We start from the raw sequence: 16,433 nt of genomic DNA, 5'->3' as shown, positions 1-16,433 counted from the left end.
AGCCTAGACCATGACTGATCCGCTCGACTTTTCTGGCAGACGCGTGCTCGTGATTGGTGGGTCGAGCGGGATCGGCAACGGTATCGCTCGGGGTTTTGCGACGCGGGGTGCAGAAGCGCATGTTACGGGCACGCGGCCTGATGAAGGCGACTATCTGGAAGCTGAAGACAGTGATTTCACCGGGCTGACCTATCACCAGCTGGATGTGACAGATCGTGACGCGCCAGATGTACTTGCGGCGAAGTTGGGCCCCATTGACGTGCTGGTCCTTTGTCAGGGCGCGGTGCGATACGGACGCGGCGAGTTTGAGCGTGAAGGCTGGGACGCAGTTATCGACGTAAACCTGAACTCAGTCATGGATTGTGCGCGAGCCTTTCATTTGGGGCTCGCGAAGCGCGATGGCTCGATCATCATTGTCAGCTCGACCGGGGCATTCCACGCGATGATCGGCAATCCAGCCTATGGCGCCAGCAAAGCAGGCGCTGCCAGTCTGGTGGGTTCGCTGGCGCAAGCATGGGCGCGAGACGGTATTCGTGTGAACGGCATCGCGCCCGGCTTTGTACCCACAAAGATGACCAAGATTACGACCGAAAACGAACAACGCCGCGTTGGCGCGATCGCGCGAATTCCGCTGGGCCGGATGGGCACGCCTGACGATATGGCAGGGGCTGCGTTGTTCCTGGCGTCGCCATTGGCTGGCTATATCACCGGGCAATCGCTGATCGTTGATGGCGGCCTGTCCCTATAAAGGAAGCATAATGAAGTTCACGAAATTGGGAACGTCGGGACTGACAATCTCGCGCCTTTGCCTTGGTTGTATGACCTATGGCGACACGACAAAGGGTTGGCATGGTGACTGGCTTCTGGACGAAGAGGAAAGCCGGCCATTCTTCCGCAAGGCTCTGGAATGCGGTATAAATTTCTTCGACACGGCCAATGTTTACGCAGGCGGAACGTCGGAGGAGATCACTGGAAAACTCCTTAAGGAAATGGCCCAACGTGATGAGATCGTGCTTGCGACGAAGGCCTATTTCCCGTGGCGACAGGCGCCTAATGCCGGCGGCAATTCGCGTAAGGCCCTCATGCAGGCAATCGACGATAGTTTGACGCGACTTGGCATGGATTATGTTGATCTGTTCCAGATCCACCGTTGGGATGACGAAACGCCAATCGAAGAAACAATGGAAGCGCTGCATGACATCGTGAAGTCAGGCAAGGTGCTGCATATCGGCGCGTCCTCTATGTATGCGTGGCAGTTTGCCAAGGCGCAGGAAGTGGCCCGGGCCAATGGCTGGACCCGGTTCATCTCGATGCAGAACCAGCTCAATCTGCTCTATCGCGAAGAAGAGCGTGAAATGCTTCCGCTGTGCGAAGATCAGGGTGTCAGCGTGATCCCGTGGAGCCCGCTCGCGCGCGGCAGGCTGGCGCGAGCCAATGGTGAAGAGACCGTTCGCAGCAAGACGGACGGTGTCGGCAAGGCCCTCTACAAGGATGACGATACGGCTGACAGAGACATAATCAATGCGGTCGGCACAATCGCTGATGCACGCGAGGTTTCTCGCGCCAGTGTCGCGCTAGCTTGGCATTTCACCAAGCCTGTCGCCGCCGCGCCAATAATTGGTGCGTCCAAGGAACATCACATCGATGCTGCGTTGGCGGCGCTCGAAATCGAGCTAACGGAAGAAGAAGTTGCGGCTTTGGAAACTCCCTACCGGCCAAAAGTACCCACGGGGATGGGGATGCCGTTGCCACCTATGAACCAAGTTTCGGTGAAGCCGGTAAATCATTAAAATCAGCTATTTCTGAGGCCTAGCCTGCCTGATTTGCCCATGTTTTGCGCTTTTTCGCAAGAAATCTATCTTGCTTGGTAACCCTGTTCTGTCACGTCACTGTCATTTGAGCTAAGCATTCGGGATCAATGAAAGGTCGAAACCTGATTCTCTTTCCCGCGCGCGGGCCGGTTATTGCAGGGCTATTTGGCGCTCTTGCGATAGGTTCGCCTTTACATGCCGATGTGATGGAGGTCGGATCAGACGGCGCGCAATGGATAGCCGGCGGACCGATCACGCAGCCTAAACTCTCTGCGCCGGTTGCCAACGAGACGTCACAGGCGATTGTCATTCCTGACAGAGTCGCGATCGCGGTAACACCGGTAATGCTTGCCGAAGTGCACGCAGTTGGTGTGCCAACGTCATATGCCGCGACCATCGCGGAAGTATGCACGCGTTATGACCTCAGCCCGGCGCTGATGGAGGCGCTGGTTTGGCAAGAGAGCCGGTGGCGGCATCAGTCCATTTCACCAAAAGGCGCGCGGGGGCTGGCGCAACTGATGCCTGCAACGGCGCGCTATCTGGGCGTCGATCCGGACGATCCGCTCGCGAATCTGGAAGGCGGCGCACGCTACTTGCGTATGCAGCTGAACCGGTTTGACGGCGATTTGGTAAAAGCGCTCGCCGCTTATAACGCGGGCCCTGGCCGGGTCGAGCGCGCGAACGGCATTCCGCGCATTCGTGAAACACAGGACTATGTGAAATCGATCATGGGCCGTCTGGCGGCGCATCATCGCAACAGACAAGACGGGACGACATAAATGATTTCGACAATCCGCCACTATTCGGCGCGTATCTTTGCAGCGCTGCTTCTGCTCGCTTCGCCCAGTGCTGCGTTTGCGCAGAATGTCCAGCAAAGCGATGACCCGATCACGGCAGCACTGACTTGGATGCAGGGCATATTGCTTGGCCCGATTGCGACCAGTCTGGCCGTGATGGCAGTGGCTGGTGTCGGGTTCATGATGCTGACCGGCAGGATGAACTGGCGCTATGGCGGTACAGTCATCATAGGCGTTTTCATCATTTTTGGCGCGCCGCGGCTGGTTGCCTCGATCGGAGGCTTTTAGGTCAAGCGATGAGCAATCTCGTTCGCCATAGTGTGCACCGAGCACTGACCCGGCCACAGATGTTTGCCGGGGTGACGATGAATTTCTTCATCATCAATCTGATGGTTACGACGATTGCCTTCCTGATCCTGAGCAGCCTGTGGATCGTCATCGTGCCTTTTGTCGTGCACATCGTGGGGTACTTTGCGTGTTTGCGAGAGCCGCGCATTTTCGACCTTTGGATCACCAAGGTGTCACAATGCCCGCGGGTTAAGAATTACAAGCGTTGGGGCTGTAACAGCTACACGCCTTGACGCAGGATTTGAGCTGATATGAGCAAGTGGATCGGAACAGCGGGTTGGGGCCCAAAGGAAGCCAAGGCTGGCGACCGTTTGCCGTACCTGCGGATGGTCGATGAAAGCACGCTGTTGCTTCGCGATGGATCGGTCATGTCATCGATCCAGGTGCCCGGCCTGTTGTTCGAGACGGAGGACACAGACAGCCTGAATGCCCATGCGGCGACGCGTGAGGTGGTGCTGCGCTCTACCTTGGATTCGCGCTTCGTGCTGTATCATCACATTATCAGGCGTCGCGTTGAAGTGGAGCTGGATGCGGAATTCGATGATCCGCTATGCCGCCATATCGATGCGCGCTGGAAAGAACGGCTCGCCGGTGGTTCACTGTTTATCAATGACCAGTTTATTACGCTGATCCGCCGGCCGGCGCGTGGAAAGGCGGGACTGGCGGAGCGCGCCGCGCGTTTCTTCAACCGCGCGGCCAGCAGCGAAGTCGAAGCCGATCTTAAGGATGTGCGCACTTTGAAAGCAGCGGTGACCGGGCTCGTTGCTTCGCTGCAAAGTTATGGCGCGCAAGTACTCGGTGAATATGAAGGGCTAACGGGCAGCAATTCGGAGATGCTCGAACTTCTGTCGGCCATCTTCAATGGCGAAATGCGTCCTGTACGCGAGCCGGACTACGACACAGACGTAGGCCAGCTGCTGCCCTATCGGCGCGTCAGCTTTGGTCTGGATGCGATGGAATTACGCGGCTCTGGAGGAGCGGATTTCGCGGCGCTGCTGGGGCTCAAAGAATACCCCGATGCGACTTCGCCGGGAATTCTCGACGGATTGCTACGGCAGCCGTACGAGATGATTGTGACTGAGAGCTATGCGCCGGCAGAGCGAACAACAGCACGTGAGCGGATTGATTTGGCGCTGCGGCGGCTGCGCGCCGTGGATGAAGAGGCAGCTGCGGAGCGCGCTGATATGCTCACGGCGCGTGACGAGTTGGGCAATGGCTCGGTTGGCTTCGGTGATCATCACCTGACCGTGCTGGTACGCGAAAGCGATTTGGCCCGGCTTGATGAGGCAACCGCATCATGTGCAGCGGCATTGGCCGATGCTGGCGCAATCGCCGTGCGCGAGGATATCAATCTTGAGCCGGGTTTCTGGGCTCAATTCCCGGGCAATGAGCAATATGTGGTGCGCCGCGCGCTGATCAGCAGCGCGAATATGGCGAGTTTCGGCTCCATGCACGGCTTTGCGCTGGGGAAGGCAAGCGGCAACCACTGGGGCGAGGCGGTCACGCTGCTACAAACTACCAGCGCTACGCCGTTTTTCTTCAACTTTCACAATGGTGATCTGGGCAATTTCTCTGTCGTCGGTCCGTCCGGCTCTGGAAAGACCGTGGTGATGAACTTCCTCGCTGCACAGGCGCAGAAATTCAATCCGCGCACGGTCCTGTTTGACAAGGATCGCGGTGCAGAGCTGTTCATTCGCGGGATTGGCGGGCGCTATGACCGGATCAGCGCAGGTGAACCAACCGGCTTCAATCCGCTCGCGCTGCCGGACACGGCGGAGAACAAGGCTTTCTTGCGCGATTGGTTAGGCGTGACTCTGGAGGCGAACGGCCCGGAAGAACTGGCAACAATCGCGTCTGCAGTGGATGCCGCCTACCAGAATGATCCTTCGCTGCGCCGCTTGCGCCATTTCAAGGAACTGCTGGCCGGATCGCGCAGGCCGCAGCCCGGCGACCTCGCAGACCGGCTATCTGCATGGATCGGTGAAGGCGAGCATGCCTGGTTGTTCGATAACGCAAGCGACAAACTGGATCTTGCGAACCGCGTGCTTGGTTTCGACATGACCGCGCTCCTTGAGAACCCGCGCTTGCGCACACCCACGATGATGTATCTGTTCCACCGCATCGATGAGCGGCTGGACGGCGATCCGACCATGATCCTGATCGATGAAGGTTGGAAAGCGCTGGACGATGAAGTCTTCGCCGCGCGTATCCGGGATTGGCTGAAGACACTGCGGAAGCGAAATGCGCTGGTTGGTTTTGCCACTCAGAGCGCAAGCGATGCGCTCGAAAGCCGGATCTCGGCCGCATTGGTTGAACAGACCGCAACCATGATCTTCATGCCCAACAGCCGCGCCCGGGCAGAGGATTATTGCGATGGCTTTGGCCTGACCGATCACGAACTGGCGCTGATCCGCTCGCTTCCGGCACACAGCCGTTGCTTCCTGGTTCGCCAGCCAGACGCGAGCGTTGTGGTGCGGCTTGATCTCTCTGGCGCTCCGGAAGTTCTGACCATCCTATCTGGCCGCGAAGCCTCCGTGCGTAAACTGGATCAGCTGCGCGCAACCGTGGGTGAAAGTCCGGCAGATTGGTTTCCGCCGCTTACCGGGCGTGTCTGGCCCGAGCACGCGGACAATGATGCAGGCGGCGAATTGCCGCTGTGGCAGGCGGCTGAATAATGGCGGGTGTTTGCGACACTGCACTTGAAGGCATGGGTGGCGGCATTGCCGCGGCCTTGCAAGCCGTTGAGTGCATGGCTCAGCAAGGCGCAGCCGGCATGTTCAGCAGTTTGTTCGCGCCCGGTGGCGCTTTGCAAACAACCCTTATCATTCTGCTGACGTTCTACGTGGCCTTCTTCGGGATCAGCTTGATGCTTGGCCGCTCAAGCTTGAGTGTTCGGGCGCTTGTTCCGCGCATGATGACCTTGGGCCTTGTTCTTACCTTTGCGACAAGCTGGGTCGCTTACCAAGGTGTCGTCTGGAACATCATTGTATGGGGGCCGGAATGGCTAGGCAGAGTACTCACTGGCAGCGATGGCCCGGCTACTCTGGTATTCGGGCAAAAGCTGGACGTGGTATTCGAAGCTGTGCAGCAAGCGAGCCAGGGTCAGGAGAACTTTGAAGCATTCTCGCCGCCGGGTTTGATGTGGTTGGGAGCGGTTCTGCTGCTGCTGGGCACAGTGGGTGTTTTGGCGACATCAAAGATTGCATTGGCGTTGCTTGTGGCAATCGGGCCCGCGTTCGTTGTGATGGCTTTGTTCAATGGCACGCGCGGTCTCTTCACTGGATGGCTGAAGGGTCTCGTCATGCTGGCGCTGGTCCCTCTCTTTGCTGTTCTGGGGGGGTCCATCATGCTGGAGCTGGCTGTGCCTGTGCTGTCCGCGCTGGTGGCCATACCGGGGCAAGTCGATCCACAAGCCGCGATGGCATTCTTCCTGATCGGTGCAGTCCATGTGGCTTTGATGCTGATGGTGCTCAAAGTGGCCGCGACCATGGTGGCTGGCTGGCGGGTATTCGGTCTGGTTCAACAGAGCGATACGGTAGACGCTGGTGCATTTAGTGCTGCTCAACAGACTTCCGCTCGCGTTGCAGAGGCACGCAATGCCACTATCGCAGCAACAGCCGCTGGCGCGCGCCGTGTCGATGTGGCCGCTGCCACTTTGACTAACGCCTCGAAGGAAGGCGGCAACAGTTCTGGCGGTGCATCGCGCGTTCGTGAAACCCGCGTCTACGCGACGTCTGGCGGTGATGCATCCGCATCAAAGAACAATGGTCAATCCACATCACGTACACACGGGATCGGAAGCCGGTTCCGTCCTGTGCAAGCGCGTGCTTTAGCGCGCAAATCGGAGACTCTGTCATGATCCGCGCAGCCGCATTTGCGCTCGCCCTTGCAACTGCATCGTTGGTATCGACCCCGGCTGTTGCTGGCGACCCGCGCTTGATTGAATTGGAATATAACCCGTCACAAGTCGTGCGCATCAATGGCAAGGCACGCGTCCAGGCAACGATCATGTTCGCTGAAGACGAAGTGATCGAGAATGTCGCGATCGGGGATTCGCAAAGCTGGCAGGTCACCCCGAACAAGCGGGCGAACCTGCTGTTCGTGAAGCCGCTTGCCGACAATGCAGTGACCAATCTTACCGTTGTTACAAGCCAGCGGACGTACCTGTTCGATCTGGTTGCCAACCCGCGCAACCAACCCGTCTACGTCATGAGCTTTCGCTATCCAGAGTTGGAGGCGGCCAAAGCTGCCGCTGCTGAACTGGAGGCGCGTCGCGAAGCGAATGCCAGTGAGATGGCCGCTGCGAATGACCCCTTTGCTGTACTGGATCCCGCTAGCTTGAATTTCGCCTGGGAAAAGCGGGGCGATGCCAGCCTGCACCCGGTGCGCGCCTATGATGATGGCCGTGCAACGTTCCTTAGCTGGCCATCTGACCGCGCAGTTCCTGCCATTCTGATCACGGATTCAGAGGGGACCGAAGGGCCGGTGAATTTCACCGTGCGCGGTGAGACAATCGTAGTTCAGGCGGTACCACGCCAGATCGTGCTAAGGCATGGTGACGAATCCGCTCTTTTGATCAACAACGGGCCGGTTCGGCCATCGCCGCCATTGCGTGACGACGCCGCGCTGGCGCGAGTTGAAGCTGAAGCGCAGGAGAATAATTGATGCGGTTGGCTGGCAAGACTTCAGACAATGATCCGCGTGATCAGGAATCGGCAGAAATCATCGATCTGGCAAGCCGTACGGCCTATCCGGCTGTTGCGCACCAACAAGGCAAGTCAGATGTACTTGGGCTAACGGCTGGCTTCGCGATTGTGGCCGGACTGGGGCTGGTTGCCTATTGGGCGATGACTGCGGCTCAAGTTGAAGAACTGCCAGTATTGTCGTCTGAACCCGCGCAAGTGCCGGTCGCTCCAGCAGAGGTGCCCGAACCTGAACCTGTGCAAGCAGCCCCGCCACCGTTCATAGTGCCGGAACCAATTGACGAAAGCGGAGCGGCGGTCACCGCGCCAACAACCAATCCCTATTCCAGTCCGACCATGGTCTTTGACGCCAGCGCGCAAGGCCAGCCGCTGGAGGCCGCAGCTGCTGAAGCAGTTACTACTCCTGCTTCCGCTTCGGCCACGGCGCGGACATCGGCGGAGGAATTCGCAAGCCGGATTGGCGGCGTGGGCGGCGCACCTGCGCAAGCAACGCCAATGACCAACCCTTCAACAACCGTCACGCAAGGCACCTTGATCCCTGCGATTCTTGAGACCGCGATCGACACAGATGTTCCGGGATTTGTCCGGGCGGTTGTAAGCGAGGATGTACGCAGTTTTGACGGCACACGTATCCTGGTGCCTCGCTCTTCGCGGCTCGTCGGGCAATATCAATCAGGGCTGCAAGGCGGCCAGAAGCGCGCCTTTGTCATTTGGACACGCTTGATCCGCCCGGACGGCGCATCAGTCAATCTCGCTTCGCCCGCCGTTGGGTTTGACGGTACGACCGGGTTAGAAGGCGATGTTAATTCGAATTTCTTCCGCCGGTTCGGCTCCGCGCTGCTGCTTTCGGTTGTCGACGGACTGACAGCGATTGCCTCAGGCGGCGCGTCGGTGGTGCTTGGCGGAGGAAGTTCAGCCGCAGCGGCCGCAATCGAGCAAGACGGACAGATCGGCCCCACAGTGCGCGTGCGGCAAGGGGAACCCATTCGTGTTTTCACTTCGCGCGATCTTGATTTTTCTCAGGTCCGAAACTGAGACATGAGCGCTGAAGTCCACCCTTTGACCAGTGAACCGCCAGTTCCAGCAAGCGAGCGCAGCGTCTATTTAGAGGCCTACTTGGCACCGTTGCGCCAATGGCTTGACCGCGACACAGTCACAGAAATTATGGTCAACAAGCCGGGCGAAGTATGGATCGAGGATGCTGCCAATCCGGGTATGCAGCGCATCGAAACACCAGACATCGACGATTCGCTGGTCCAGCGGCTGGCTGAACAGGTCGCCCGCGTTAGTCATCAGGGCATCAACCGTGAACATCCATTGCTGGGTGCCACGCTGCCAGATGGCGCGCGGATCCAGTTTTGCGGGCCGCCTGCAGCGCGCAAGCATTGGACGATGGCGATCCGCCGTCACCGCCGCTTGGACTTGCCGCTGGATGCCTATGATGCAGGGCCGCTCTCAAAGCCTGTGCCACCGCAAATGCCTGACCCGCAGGCTGAGCCGATTGCCTATCTGCGTGAAGCCATCCGCCAGCGCCGCACCATCCTGATCTCAGGCGGTACGAGCACCGGCAAAACCACCTTTTTGAATGCCATGCTTCAGGAAATTCCGCGCCAGGAGCGCGTGGTTTTGGTCGAAGATACGCCAGAGTTGAAACTACCTGGCGAAAATGGCGTAGGCTTGGTGGCGGTCAAGGGCGAACTGGGCGAAGCCAAAGTAAGCGCCAACGAACTGCTGCAAGCAGCGTTACGGTTGCGCCCTGACCGCATCGTTCTGGGTGAGTTGCGTGGGGCGGAGAGTGTCAGCTTCCTTCGCGCGATAAACACCGGTCACCCGGGTAGCTTCTCGACGATTCATGCCAACAGTCTACGCGGCGCGCTTGAGCAACTGGCTTTGATGGTCATGCAAACTGGGATTGGCCTGACGCGCAGCGATACGATTGCTTATGCGGCCTCTGTGATCGACGTGATCGTTCAACTTGGGCGCGATGGCAGCGGCAAGCGTGGGATAACCGAAATTGCAGAAAGCGCGACGCTACTCTGAATTTTTCGACATTATCGATGCCGCGAGTTAGGATAACTCTATCATGGCCAGCAATCCGATCAGCTTTAACGACAATCTTGCGGCGAGCCCGAGCGAAATACCCTATTTCAACCGCGAGCTAAGCTGGCTTGCGTTCAATGAGCGCGTTCTGGCAGAGGCAAGGAACGCAAACTATCCCCTGCTGGAGCGACTAAGGTTTCTGGCGATTTCAGGCAGCAATCTGGATGAGTTCGTCATGATCCGCGTCGCTGGCCTTGCGGGACAGGTCCAGCGCGGGATTGAGCGGCTTTCAATCGATGGTAGCACACCAGCACAGCAGCTTGCCGCTGTGCGCGAACGTGTTGCACGGTTATCGCTGACGCAAGAAGAGATCTGGCGCGAACTTCACGATCAACTTTCTTATTCCGGTATCCATGTCGCGGATGAACACCGCATCAAGCCCGAAGCAATCGGCTGGCTGGAGGAGCATTTCCTTGAGGAGATCTTGCCGGTCATAACACCGCAAGCTCTTGATCCGGCGCATCCATTTCCTTTTGTGAACAACGGCGGGCTTGGCTTGCTGTTCACGCTGACGCGAGAGGCCGATCAGGAACAGGTCATCGAGATGATCCTGATCCCGCCAGCCATGCCGCGTTTTGTCCGCGTCCCGGGTGACGAAGCGCTGTATATCTCTGTCGCCAGTTTGATCTGCCGCTTCGCAGATCATGTTTTTCCCGGCTTCAAGATTGAAGGTGACGGGCTTTTCCGGGTGCTTCGTGACAGCGATATCGAGATCGAAGAGGAGGCCGAGGATCTGGTCCGCACGTTCCGCAGCGCGATCCAACGCCGCCGCAGGGGCCGCGTTATCCAGCTTGAATTGGAAGAGGACTTCGACCCGATTGCAGAGCAAGTGCTGCTGGAGCAGCTGGGCGTTTCCGACGCGATGGTTATGAAGACCGATGGCATTATCGGGATGAGCGCATTGAGCGAAATCGTCGCTGCTGACCGGCCAGAGCTGAAATTTGAAAGCTATAATCCCCGCTACCCGGAACGGATACGTGAGCATGATGGCGACTGCTTCGCTGCGATCCGTGAGAAAGACATCATCATTCATCACCCTTACGAAAGTTTTGAAGTGGTGGTCGATTTCATCCGTCAGGCCGCGGCGGACCCTGACGTGGTGGCGATCAAGCAGACGCTTTATCGTGCGGGTAATCAATCCGCGATTATCAGCGCGCTGATTGCTGCTGCTGAGGAAGGCAAGTCTGTCACCGCCGTTGTCGAGATCAAGGCCCGGTTCGACGAAGAGCAGAACCTGATGTGGGCCAGCAAGCTTGAGCGCGCCGGTGTGCAGGTCATCTATGGCTTTGTTGACTGGAAAACGCACGCAAAGGTGGCGATGGTGGTGCGGCGCGAGGAAGAGGGGTTCCGCACCTATTGCCACTTTGGCACTGGGAATTATCACCCTGTCACAACACGCACTTACACTGATCTGAGCTTCTTTACAGCCGCGCCCGAATTTGGCCGTGATGCCGCCAAGCTGTTCAACTTCGTCAGTGGTTATGTCGAGCCGCGTAGCACGGAAGCGCTGATCATTTCACCGATCCAGTTGCGAGATCACCTTTACGCGGAGATTGATGCCGAAATCGCGAATGCGCGCGAAGGCAAGCCTGCGGCGATTTGGGGTAAGTGCAATCAGATCACCGACCAGCAGATGATCGACAAGCTTTATGAAGCAAGCCAAGCTGGTGTCGAGATTGATTTGGTCGTGCGTGGCATTTGCTGTCTGCGCCCCGGCATCCGTGGCGTAAGTGAGAACATCCGAGTCAAATCGATCATCGGGCGTTTCCTTGAACACGGCCGGATTTATGCCTTCGCCAATGGGCATCCAATGCCCAGCGGAGAAGCAAAGCTATATATTTCTTCGGCAGATCTTATGGAACGCAACCTGGATCGTCGGGTGGAGACGCTGATTCCGATACGTAATCGGACAGTGCATGATCAGGTACTTCAACAGGTCTTGCTCGCGAATATGTTGGACAACGAACAGAGCTGGCTGCTTGGCGAAGATGGTCACTACCAGCGGGCTGGATTAAGTGATAAGCTATTTAATTGTCATCACTATTTCATGACCAACCCATCTCTTTCCGGGCGTGGTGACGCGCTTGACCCTGACGCTGTGCCGAAGCTTTCCTTGCGCAAAGGGCGTGAGGCGTGAACTTGCCACGCAAACGGCGGGACCGTGCCGGCAGTTTCTCTGGCAGTACCGCTGAGCGTGCGATTATCGACATCGGTTCAAACACCGTGCGTATGGTTGTCTATGGCGGCACAATGCGTGCGCCTACAACCTTGCTTAATGAAAAAGTGGTCGCGCAGTTGGGCCGCGAGATCAACTCAACGGGCAGATTGCCGCAGGACTCGATCGATCTTGCCATGCGCGGGCTCAAGAGGTTCGCTCTGCTTTTGCGCGAGCTCGGCGTTGAGGACGTTGAAACGGTCGCTACCGCGGCCTCCCGCGATGCGGAAAACGGACCCGAGTTCCTTGGAATGGTGCGAGAACTGGGGTTTGAACCGCGACTGCTTGCTGGCGAAGAAGAGGCAAAAGTCAGCGCTCAGGGTGTGATCGGCGCCTTTCCCGGGGCAGCAGGCTGCGTTGCTGACCTTGGCGGGGGAAGTCTCGAACTGGTCCGTATTCTTGATGGCGAGAGCGAAGGCGCAACTACCTTCCCGCTCGGCACATTGCGATTGCGCGAATACCGCGAGGAGGGCGATGAGGGGGTGCTCCCAATGCGTCAGCGTCTCTCCAAAAAGCTCAAAGCCAGTGGTTGGAGCAACGCGATGACTGGACCGCTTTATTTGGTGGGCGGAACATGGCGTGCAATGGCAGTTTACGCCATGCATATTCAGAAATTCCCGCTTACTGACCCGCATGCCTTGGAACTTACGCGAAAGGAAGTGCTGTCGCTGGCCCGTAAGCTTGCACAGGAAGATGTTGACAAGCTTAAGCAAATCCCGCGGCTTACCTCGATGCGCGCAGCGATCCTTCCCGATGCAGCTGTTTTGCTTCAATCGCTCTTGCGCACGCTCGAACCAGAAACAGTTGTCTTCTCATCCTGGGGGCTTCGGGAAGGGCTGCTCTATTCTCGCCTAGAGGATCACAAGCGCGCGCAAGACCCGCTGTTGGCCGGCGTTTCGCATTTCGCGGCTTCGCGCGGCGCACCACCACAGTTGGCAACTCGTATCGCGGGATGGACTTCTGCAGCCGTGCCTACCGGAGATACAGGAAGCGAACGGGTACGCTTGGCAGCGACCATGCTGGCGCTGGCTGGAATGCAGATTGAACCCAATCTGCGGCTCAATATTGGGATGGACTGGGCACTTCACAAACGTTGGCTGGCGCTTGACGCTGAAGGACGAGCGATGATGGCCGCGACGCTTTCAGCGAATGGCAATGTGCTGGATCTACCCAGAGAGCTAAAGAAGCTTGCACCACCTGAAGCGCTCGACGAAGCGATCAATTGGGGCCTCGGCATTCGCTTGGCTCGCCGGATAGGTGCGCGTGCGCCCAAATCATTTCAGATCAGCCGTCTGCTACGCGACGAAGATCGCTTGATCCTTCGTCTGCAGGAAAGTCATCAAGATCTTTACGGCGTGCCGGTCGAGAAAGATCTCAAACTGTTGTCAGACCGGTTCAATCTGGAGCCGGTTGTCGAAATCGTGCCGGAGGACGCAGTGTGGGAGAGTGAACCGGATGATTTGCTCGACGCGGCGCAATAGACGCTAGGCGTCGCCTTTCTCAGTAGTCGCAAATGGTGAGAAATCCGTCTCTGTATCGTAAAGATCGATCCCTTCACGGCGTTTCAGCGCATTGATCACAAGATAGGTGAACGGCGTCAGCAGCGCCTCCCACGCGGTCTTGATCAGCCATTGCGAAACGACGACTTGAACCAGTGTTTCGGGTGGCCAGCCAGCGATGCCCCAGAACGCGAGCGGATAGAATATCAGGCTGTCGAGACCCTGACCCACCACGGTCGACCCGATCGTGCGCATCCACAAGAAGCGGCCTTGAGTCCAAACCTTCATTTTTGCGAGCACATAGGAATTGGCGAACTCGCCGACCCAGAACGCGGTCATCGAAGCAAGTACGATCCGCCAGCTATTGCCAAAGACGTTCTCATAATCGCTTTGGAATGGCCATCCGTCTGCTGGAGGCAGCGAAACCACAACCCACGCCATGAAGGCCATGAACAACAGTGCGGCAAAGCCCGTCCAGATTACCCGGCGCGCGCGCGCATAGCCGTAGACCTCGGTCAATACGTCGCCGATGATGTAGCTGATCGGGAAGAACAGGACGCCTGCACCAAAGATCCACGTCTCTCCGCCCGGTAGCGGGATGTAGCTCGGCTTGCTGGCGCCTATAAGGTTGGATAGCAGCAAGATCGCAACAAAGGCGGCCATCACCAGATCGTAATAGCGAAAGCTTTGTGGCGCGTCGGATGTAGCGACAGGCGTAGACGGTTTTTCCATGCTTTGAGGGCCTAACGCCATTTGAACCAATGCGAAAGCACGCTATTGGCGAATTCGGCGCGCGCCCGTAGCTCATCTGGATAGAGCGCGAGACTTCTAATCTTGAGGCAGCAGGTTCGAGTCCTGCCGGGCGCGCCAGAAATTTAATGGTTCAATGGTCGATTAGCCCCGCATTACGCTGTCCAGCGGCTCTCCGGTCACGGGGTAACCGAGATCTTCGCCGATCTGGAGCCATGTCTTGCCTTCCATATCTTCCATGAACGGCGTGATTGTGCGTACGGGGATCGCCTCAGCCTGGGCCTTGGCCTCTTCGAAGGTGCTGAACAGTGCGAGCCGTTCCAGATTACGGCGGGTCGGAAAAATGACCTTGATGTCACCCTTCTCTGCTGCGTCCAATGCGCCTTGCGCGCTGGTCCAGAACAAATGCGTGTTCTCCGACAAGTCTGCTGCAATATCGACCGCTCCCGTGCCCAGATTGGCGAGGTAGAACCGCGTGTCATAAACCCGTGGGATACGCTCGTTCTTGGGATACCAGCGCGCAAACGGCGTAAGCTGTGCTAGGTCCAATTCCCACCCAAAATGCTCGAGCACTGGCGCAAGCTCACCTGTTTCCTGGAGGAAGTGGCGCGCAGCCTGCGCTTTGCTGGCGTCGATTTCACCGGATAACCCGATGACAAGGCCAGTCTCTTCCAGAGTTTCACGAACAACAGCGATCTGATGCGCAGCTTCATCAGGCTCCAGCGGCCCACCCATCATTGCACCAAGCTCAAAATCAGCCGGATCAACCCGACCGCCGGGAAATACTGCCATGCCGCCTGCGAACACCATTTCGCGCGACCGGATCGTCATCAATATTTCGGGTGGACCGTCATCGGGCCCATTGCGGAAAATGACGACGGTGGCAGCCGGTATGCCCTCAGGCGCTTGGGTGTCTGGTGTGCTCATCGGCGGTCTTATGCGCATTGCGGAGCGCAATTGCCACCCAGCAAAATCGCCAAGCTGTCGGAAAATCTGACACTCGCGTTTCAAGTAAGGAATTGGCAACCATCGAGAGGCGCAGAAGTGCGCTGTTCCTAGAAACTGGCACGCTTGCTGCATCGGTTTTCGTGAAGAAGTCAGTCTTCGCAATGAGGTGACGCCGCCGTCTCCCCGGCTAACCTCCCCGACAAAGAATAGCCGCCCCACTGGTACCCCGGGGCGGCTTTTTCTTTTGCCGAAATATTTGGCGAAGTCAGCCTTCGGCTTTTGCAACCTGCTTTTCATCGAGCAGCTGTTGTAGCTCGCCCGCTTCAAACATTTCCATCATGATGTCGCTTCCGCCCAGGAACTCGCCCTTGACGTAAAGTTGCGGGATGGTGGGCCAGTCAGAGAAGCTCTTGATACCTTGGCGGATTTCCATGTCCTGCAGCACATCGACGCTTTCATACGCGATGCCGCAGTGATCAAGGATGGCAACAGCACGGCTGGAAAAGCCGCATTGTGGGAACAGCGGGGTCCCTTTCATGAACAGGACAACGTCGTTGTCATTAACGAGAGTCGAAATGCGTGCGTCAGTGTCAGACATGGTGGTTCAAACCTGGAAGTTGAATTTCTTGCTCAGTCAGAGGTGGGAACTGCAGTCGTTAGTTGCAAGGCATGCAGCACTCCGCCCATGCGACCGCCTAAGGCTTCGTAGACCATTTTGTGCTGCTGAACGCGGTTCTTGCCTGCGAATTGCGGCGCGGTGACCTTCGCTGCCCAGTGATCATTATCTCCAGCAAGGTCAGTCATCTCGACCATTGCGCCAGGAAGCGCGGCGGTGATCATGTCTTCGATTTCGGTCGCCGACATCGGCATGTGATCAGCTCTCGCCCATCAATTGACGACGTGCTTCAACCGAGCATTCTTCCAGCTTCGCACGAATGTCTGCTTCGCTGATATCAGTTTCCGCCGCTGTCAGATCGCCCAGAAGCTTGCGGATAACATCTTCATCGCCTGCTTCTTCGAAGTCAGCCTGTACGACTGCTTTCTTGTAAGCATCTGTTTCTTCTTCGGTCAGACCCATCAGGCCAGCGGCCCATTCACCCAGCAAGCGGTTGCGGCGCGCTGCGACACGGAAAGCGGTGTCTTCATCCATTGCGAACTTGGCTTCTTCAGCGCGTTCGCGGTCTTTAAAATCGGTCATCTGATCAGTCCCCTTGGGAAATCTTGTCTAGTGATAGAATAGGGCGCGCTGGTCGTTGCTACAA

17 protein-coding genes and 1 tRNA gene are annotated in these 16,433 nt (G+C 57.6%); 13 read left to right on the top strand and 5 right to left on the bottom strand.

The window, feature by feature from the left end; all coding sequences use genetic code 11:
* The first annotated feature begins 10 nt into the window (after positions 1 to 10).
* The 12 genes from A6F69_RS00370 to A6F69_RS00315 all read left to right on the top strand — a co-directional run bounded on the left by A6F69_RS00370 (position 11) and on the right by A6F69_RS00315 (position 13,455).
* On the top strand, positions 11 to 748 hold the full coding sequence (locus tag A6F69_RS00370) for an SDR family NAD(P)-dependent oxidoreductase (RefSeq protein ID WP_067596440.1): 738 nt from the start codon (positions 11 to 13) through the stop codon (positions 746 to 748).
* 10 nt (positions 749 to 758) lie between these two features.
* A complete protein-coding gene (locus A6F69_RS00365; protein ID WP_067596439.1) occupies positions 759 to 1,790 on the top strand; it encodes an aldo/keto reductase in 1,032 nt (343 codons plus the stop codon).
* A 128-nt stretch (positions 1,791 to 1,918) separates the two neighbouring features.
* A complete protein-coding gene (locus A6F69_RS00360) occupies positions 1,919 to 2,590 on the top strand; it encodes a lytic transglycosylase domain-containing protein (RefSeq protein ID WP_083984613.1) in 672 nt (223 codons plus the stop codon).
* Positions 2,591 to 2,896, top strand: coding sequence for a TrbC/VirB2 family type IV secretion system protein (locus A6F69_RS00355; RefSeq protein WP_067596438.1), 306 nt, complete (start codon positions 2,591 to 2,593; stop codon positions 2,894 to 2,896).
* 8 nt (positions 2,897 to 2,904) lie between these two features.
* A complete protein-coding gene (locus A6F69_RS00350; RefSeq protein ID WP_067596437.1) occupies positions 2,905 to 3,189 on the top strand; it encodes a VirB3 family type IV secretion system protein in 285 nt (94 codons plus the stop codon).
* An 18-nt stretch (positions 3,190 to 3,207) separates the two neighbouring features.
* Entirely contained in the window at positions 3,208 to 5,631 is a 2,424-nt protein-coding gene (locus A6F69_RS00345; protein ID WP_067596436.1) for a VirB4 family type IV secretion/conjugal transfer ATPase, read from the top strand.
* Positions 5,631 to 6,815: a TrbL/VirB6 family protein gene (locus A6F69_RS00340; protein WP_067596435.1), complete on the top strand. Its 1,185-nt coding sequence runs from the start codon at positions 5,631 to 5,633 to the stop codon at positions 6,813 to 6,815. Before A6F69_RS00345 ends, A6F69_RS00340 begins: the two co-directional genes overlap by 1 nt.
* The gene (locus A6F69_RS00335) at positions 6,812 to 7,621 is read left to right on the top strand and encodes a TrbG/VirB9 family P-type conjugative transfer protein (protein WP_067596434.1); all 810 of its coding nucleotides are present in this window, start codon (positions 6,812 to 6,814) and stop codon (positions 7,619 to 7,621) included. The genes A6F69_RS00340 and A6F69_RS00335 overlap by 4 nt, the downstream gene beginning before the upstream one ends.
* A complete protein-coding gene (locus A6F69_RS00330; protein WP_067596433.1) occupies positions 7,621 to 8,694 on the top strand; it encodes a TrbI/VirB10 family protein in 1,074 nt (357 codons plus the stop codon). The genes A6F69_RS00335 and A6F69_RS00330 overlap by 1 nt, the downstream gene beginning before the upstream one ends.
* Positions 8,695 to 8,697: 3 nt before the next feature.
* Positions 8,698 to 9,699 carry a P-type DNA transfer ATPase VirB11 gene (virB11, locus tag A6F69_RS00325; protein WP_067596432.1) on the top strand — a complete coding sequence of 334 codons (1,002 nt, stop codon included), beginning with the start codon at positions 8,698 to 8,700 and terminating at the stop codon, positions 9,697 to 9,699.
* Between the two features lie 43 nt (positions 9,700 to 9,742).
* On the top strand, positions 9,743 to 11,896 hold the full coding sequence (locus A6F69_RS00320) for an RNA degradosome polyphosphate kinase (protein ID WP_067596431.1): 2,154 nt from the start codon (positions 9,743 to 9,745) through the stop codon (positions 11,894 to 11,896).
* Positions 11,893 to 13,455 (top strand): Ppx/GppA family phosphatase, encoded by a 1,563-nt coding sequence (locus A6F69_RS00315; RefSeq protein ID WP_067596430.1) that lies wholly within the window; start codon positions 11,893 to 11,895, stop codon positions 13,453 to 13,455. Before A6F69_RS00320 ends, A6F69_RS00315 begins: the two co-directional genes overlap by 4 nt.
* 3 nt (positions 13,456 to 13,458) lie before the next feature.
* Here the strand turns inward: A6F69_RS00315 and A6F69_RS00310 are convergent, their stop codons facing one another.
* Entirely contained in the window at positions 13,459 to 14,205 is a 747-nt protein-coding gene (locus A6F69_RS00310; RefSeq protein ID WP_067596429.1) for a queuosine precursor transporter, read from the bottom strand.
* 61 nt (positions 14,206 to 14,266) lie between these two features.
* Between A6F69_RS00310 and A6F69_RS00305 the strand changes: the two genes are divergently transcribed.
* Positions 14,267 to 14,343: transfer RNA gene (locus tag A6F69_RS00305), tRNA-Arg, on the top strand.
* Positions 14,344 to 14,367: 24 nt separating this feature from the next.
* Here A6F69_RS00305 and A6F69_RS00300 read toward each other — a convergent pair.
* The 4 genes from A6F69_RS00300 to A6F69_RS00285 all read right to left on the bottom strand — a co-directional run bounded on the left by A6F69_RS00300 (position 14,368) and on the right by A6F69_RS00285 (position 16,369).
* Positions 14,368 to 15,150 (bottom strand): NUDIX hydrolase, encoded by a 783-nt coding sequence (locus A6F69_RS00300; RefSeq protein ID WP_067596428.1) that lies wholly within the window; start codon positions 15,148 to 15,150, stop codon positions 14,368 to 14,370.
* A gap of 286 nt (positions 15,151 to 15,436) precedes the next feature.
* A complete protein-coding gene (gene grxD, locus A6F69_RS00295) occupies positions 15,437 to 15,769 on the bottom strand; it encodes a Grx4 family monothiol glutaredoxin (RefSeq protein WP_067596427.1) in 333 nt (110 codons plus the stop codon).
* Between the two features lie 32 nt (positions 15,770 to 15,801).
* Complete coding sequence (locus A6F69_RS00290; RefSeq protein ID WP_067596426.1) at positions 15,802 to 16,041, bottom strand: BolA/IbaG family iron-sulfur metabolism protein; 240 nt, start codon at positions 16,039 to 16,041, stop codon at positions 15,802 to 15,804.
* A gap of 4 nt (positions 16,042 to 16,045) precedes the next feature.
* The gene (locus A6F69_RS00285) at positions 16,046 to 16,369 is read right to left on the bottom strand and encodes a DUF1476 domain-containing protein (RefSeq protein WP_067596425.1); all 324 of its coding nucleotides are present in this window, start codon (positions 16,367 to 16,369) and stop codon (positions 16,046 to 16,048) included.
* Positions 16,370 to 16,433: the final 64 nt, after the last annotated feature.

It is taken from the genome of Altererythrobacter ishigakiensis, from assembly GCF_001663155.1.
GTDB classification, from domain to species: domain Bacteria; phylum Pseudomonadota; class Alphaproteobacteria; order Sphingomonadales; family Sphingomonadaceae; genus Erythrobacter; species Erythrobacter ishigakiensis.
This window is presented reverse-complemented; position numbering and strand designations above follow the sequence as displayed.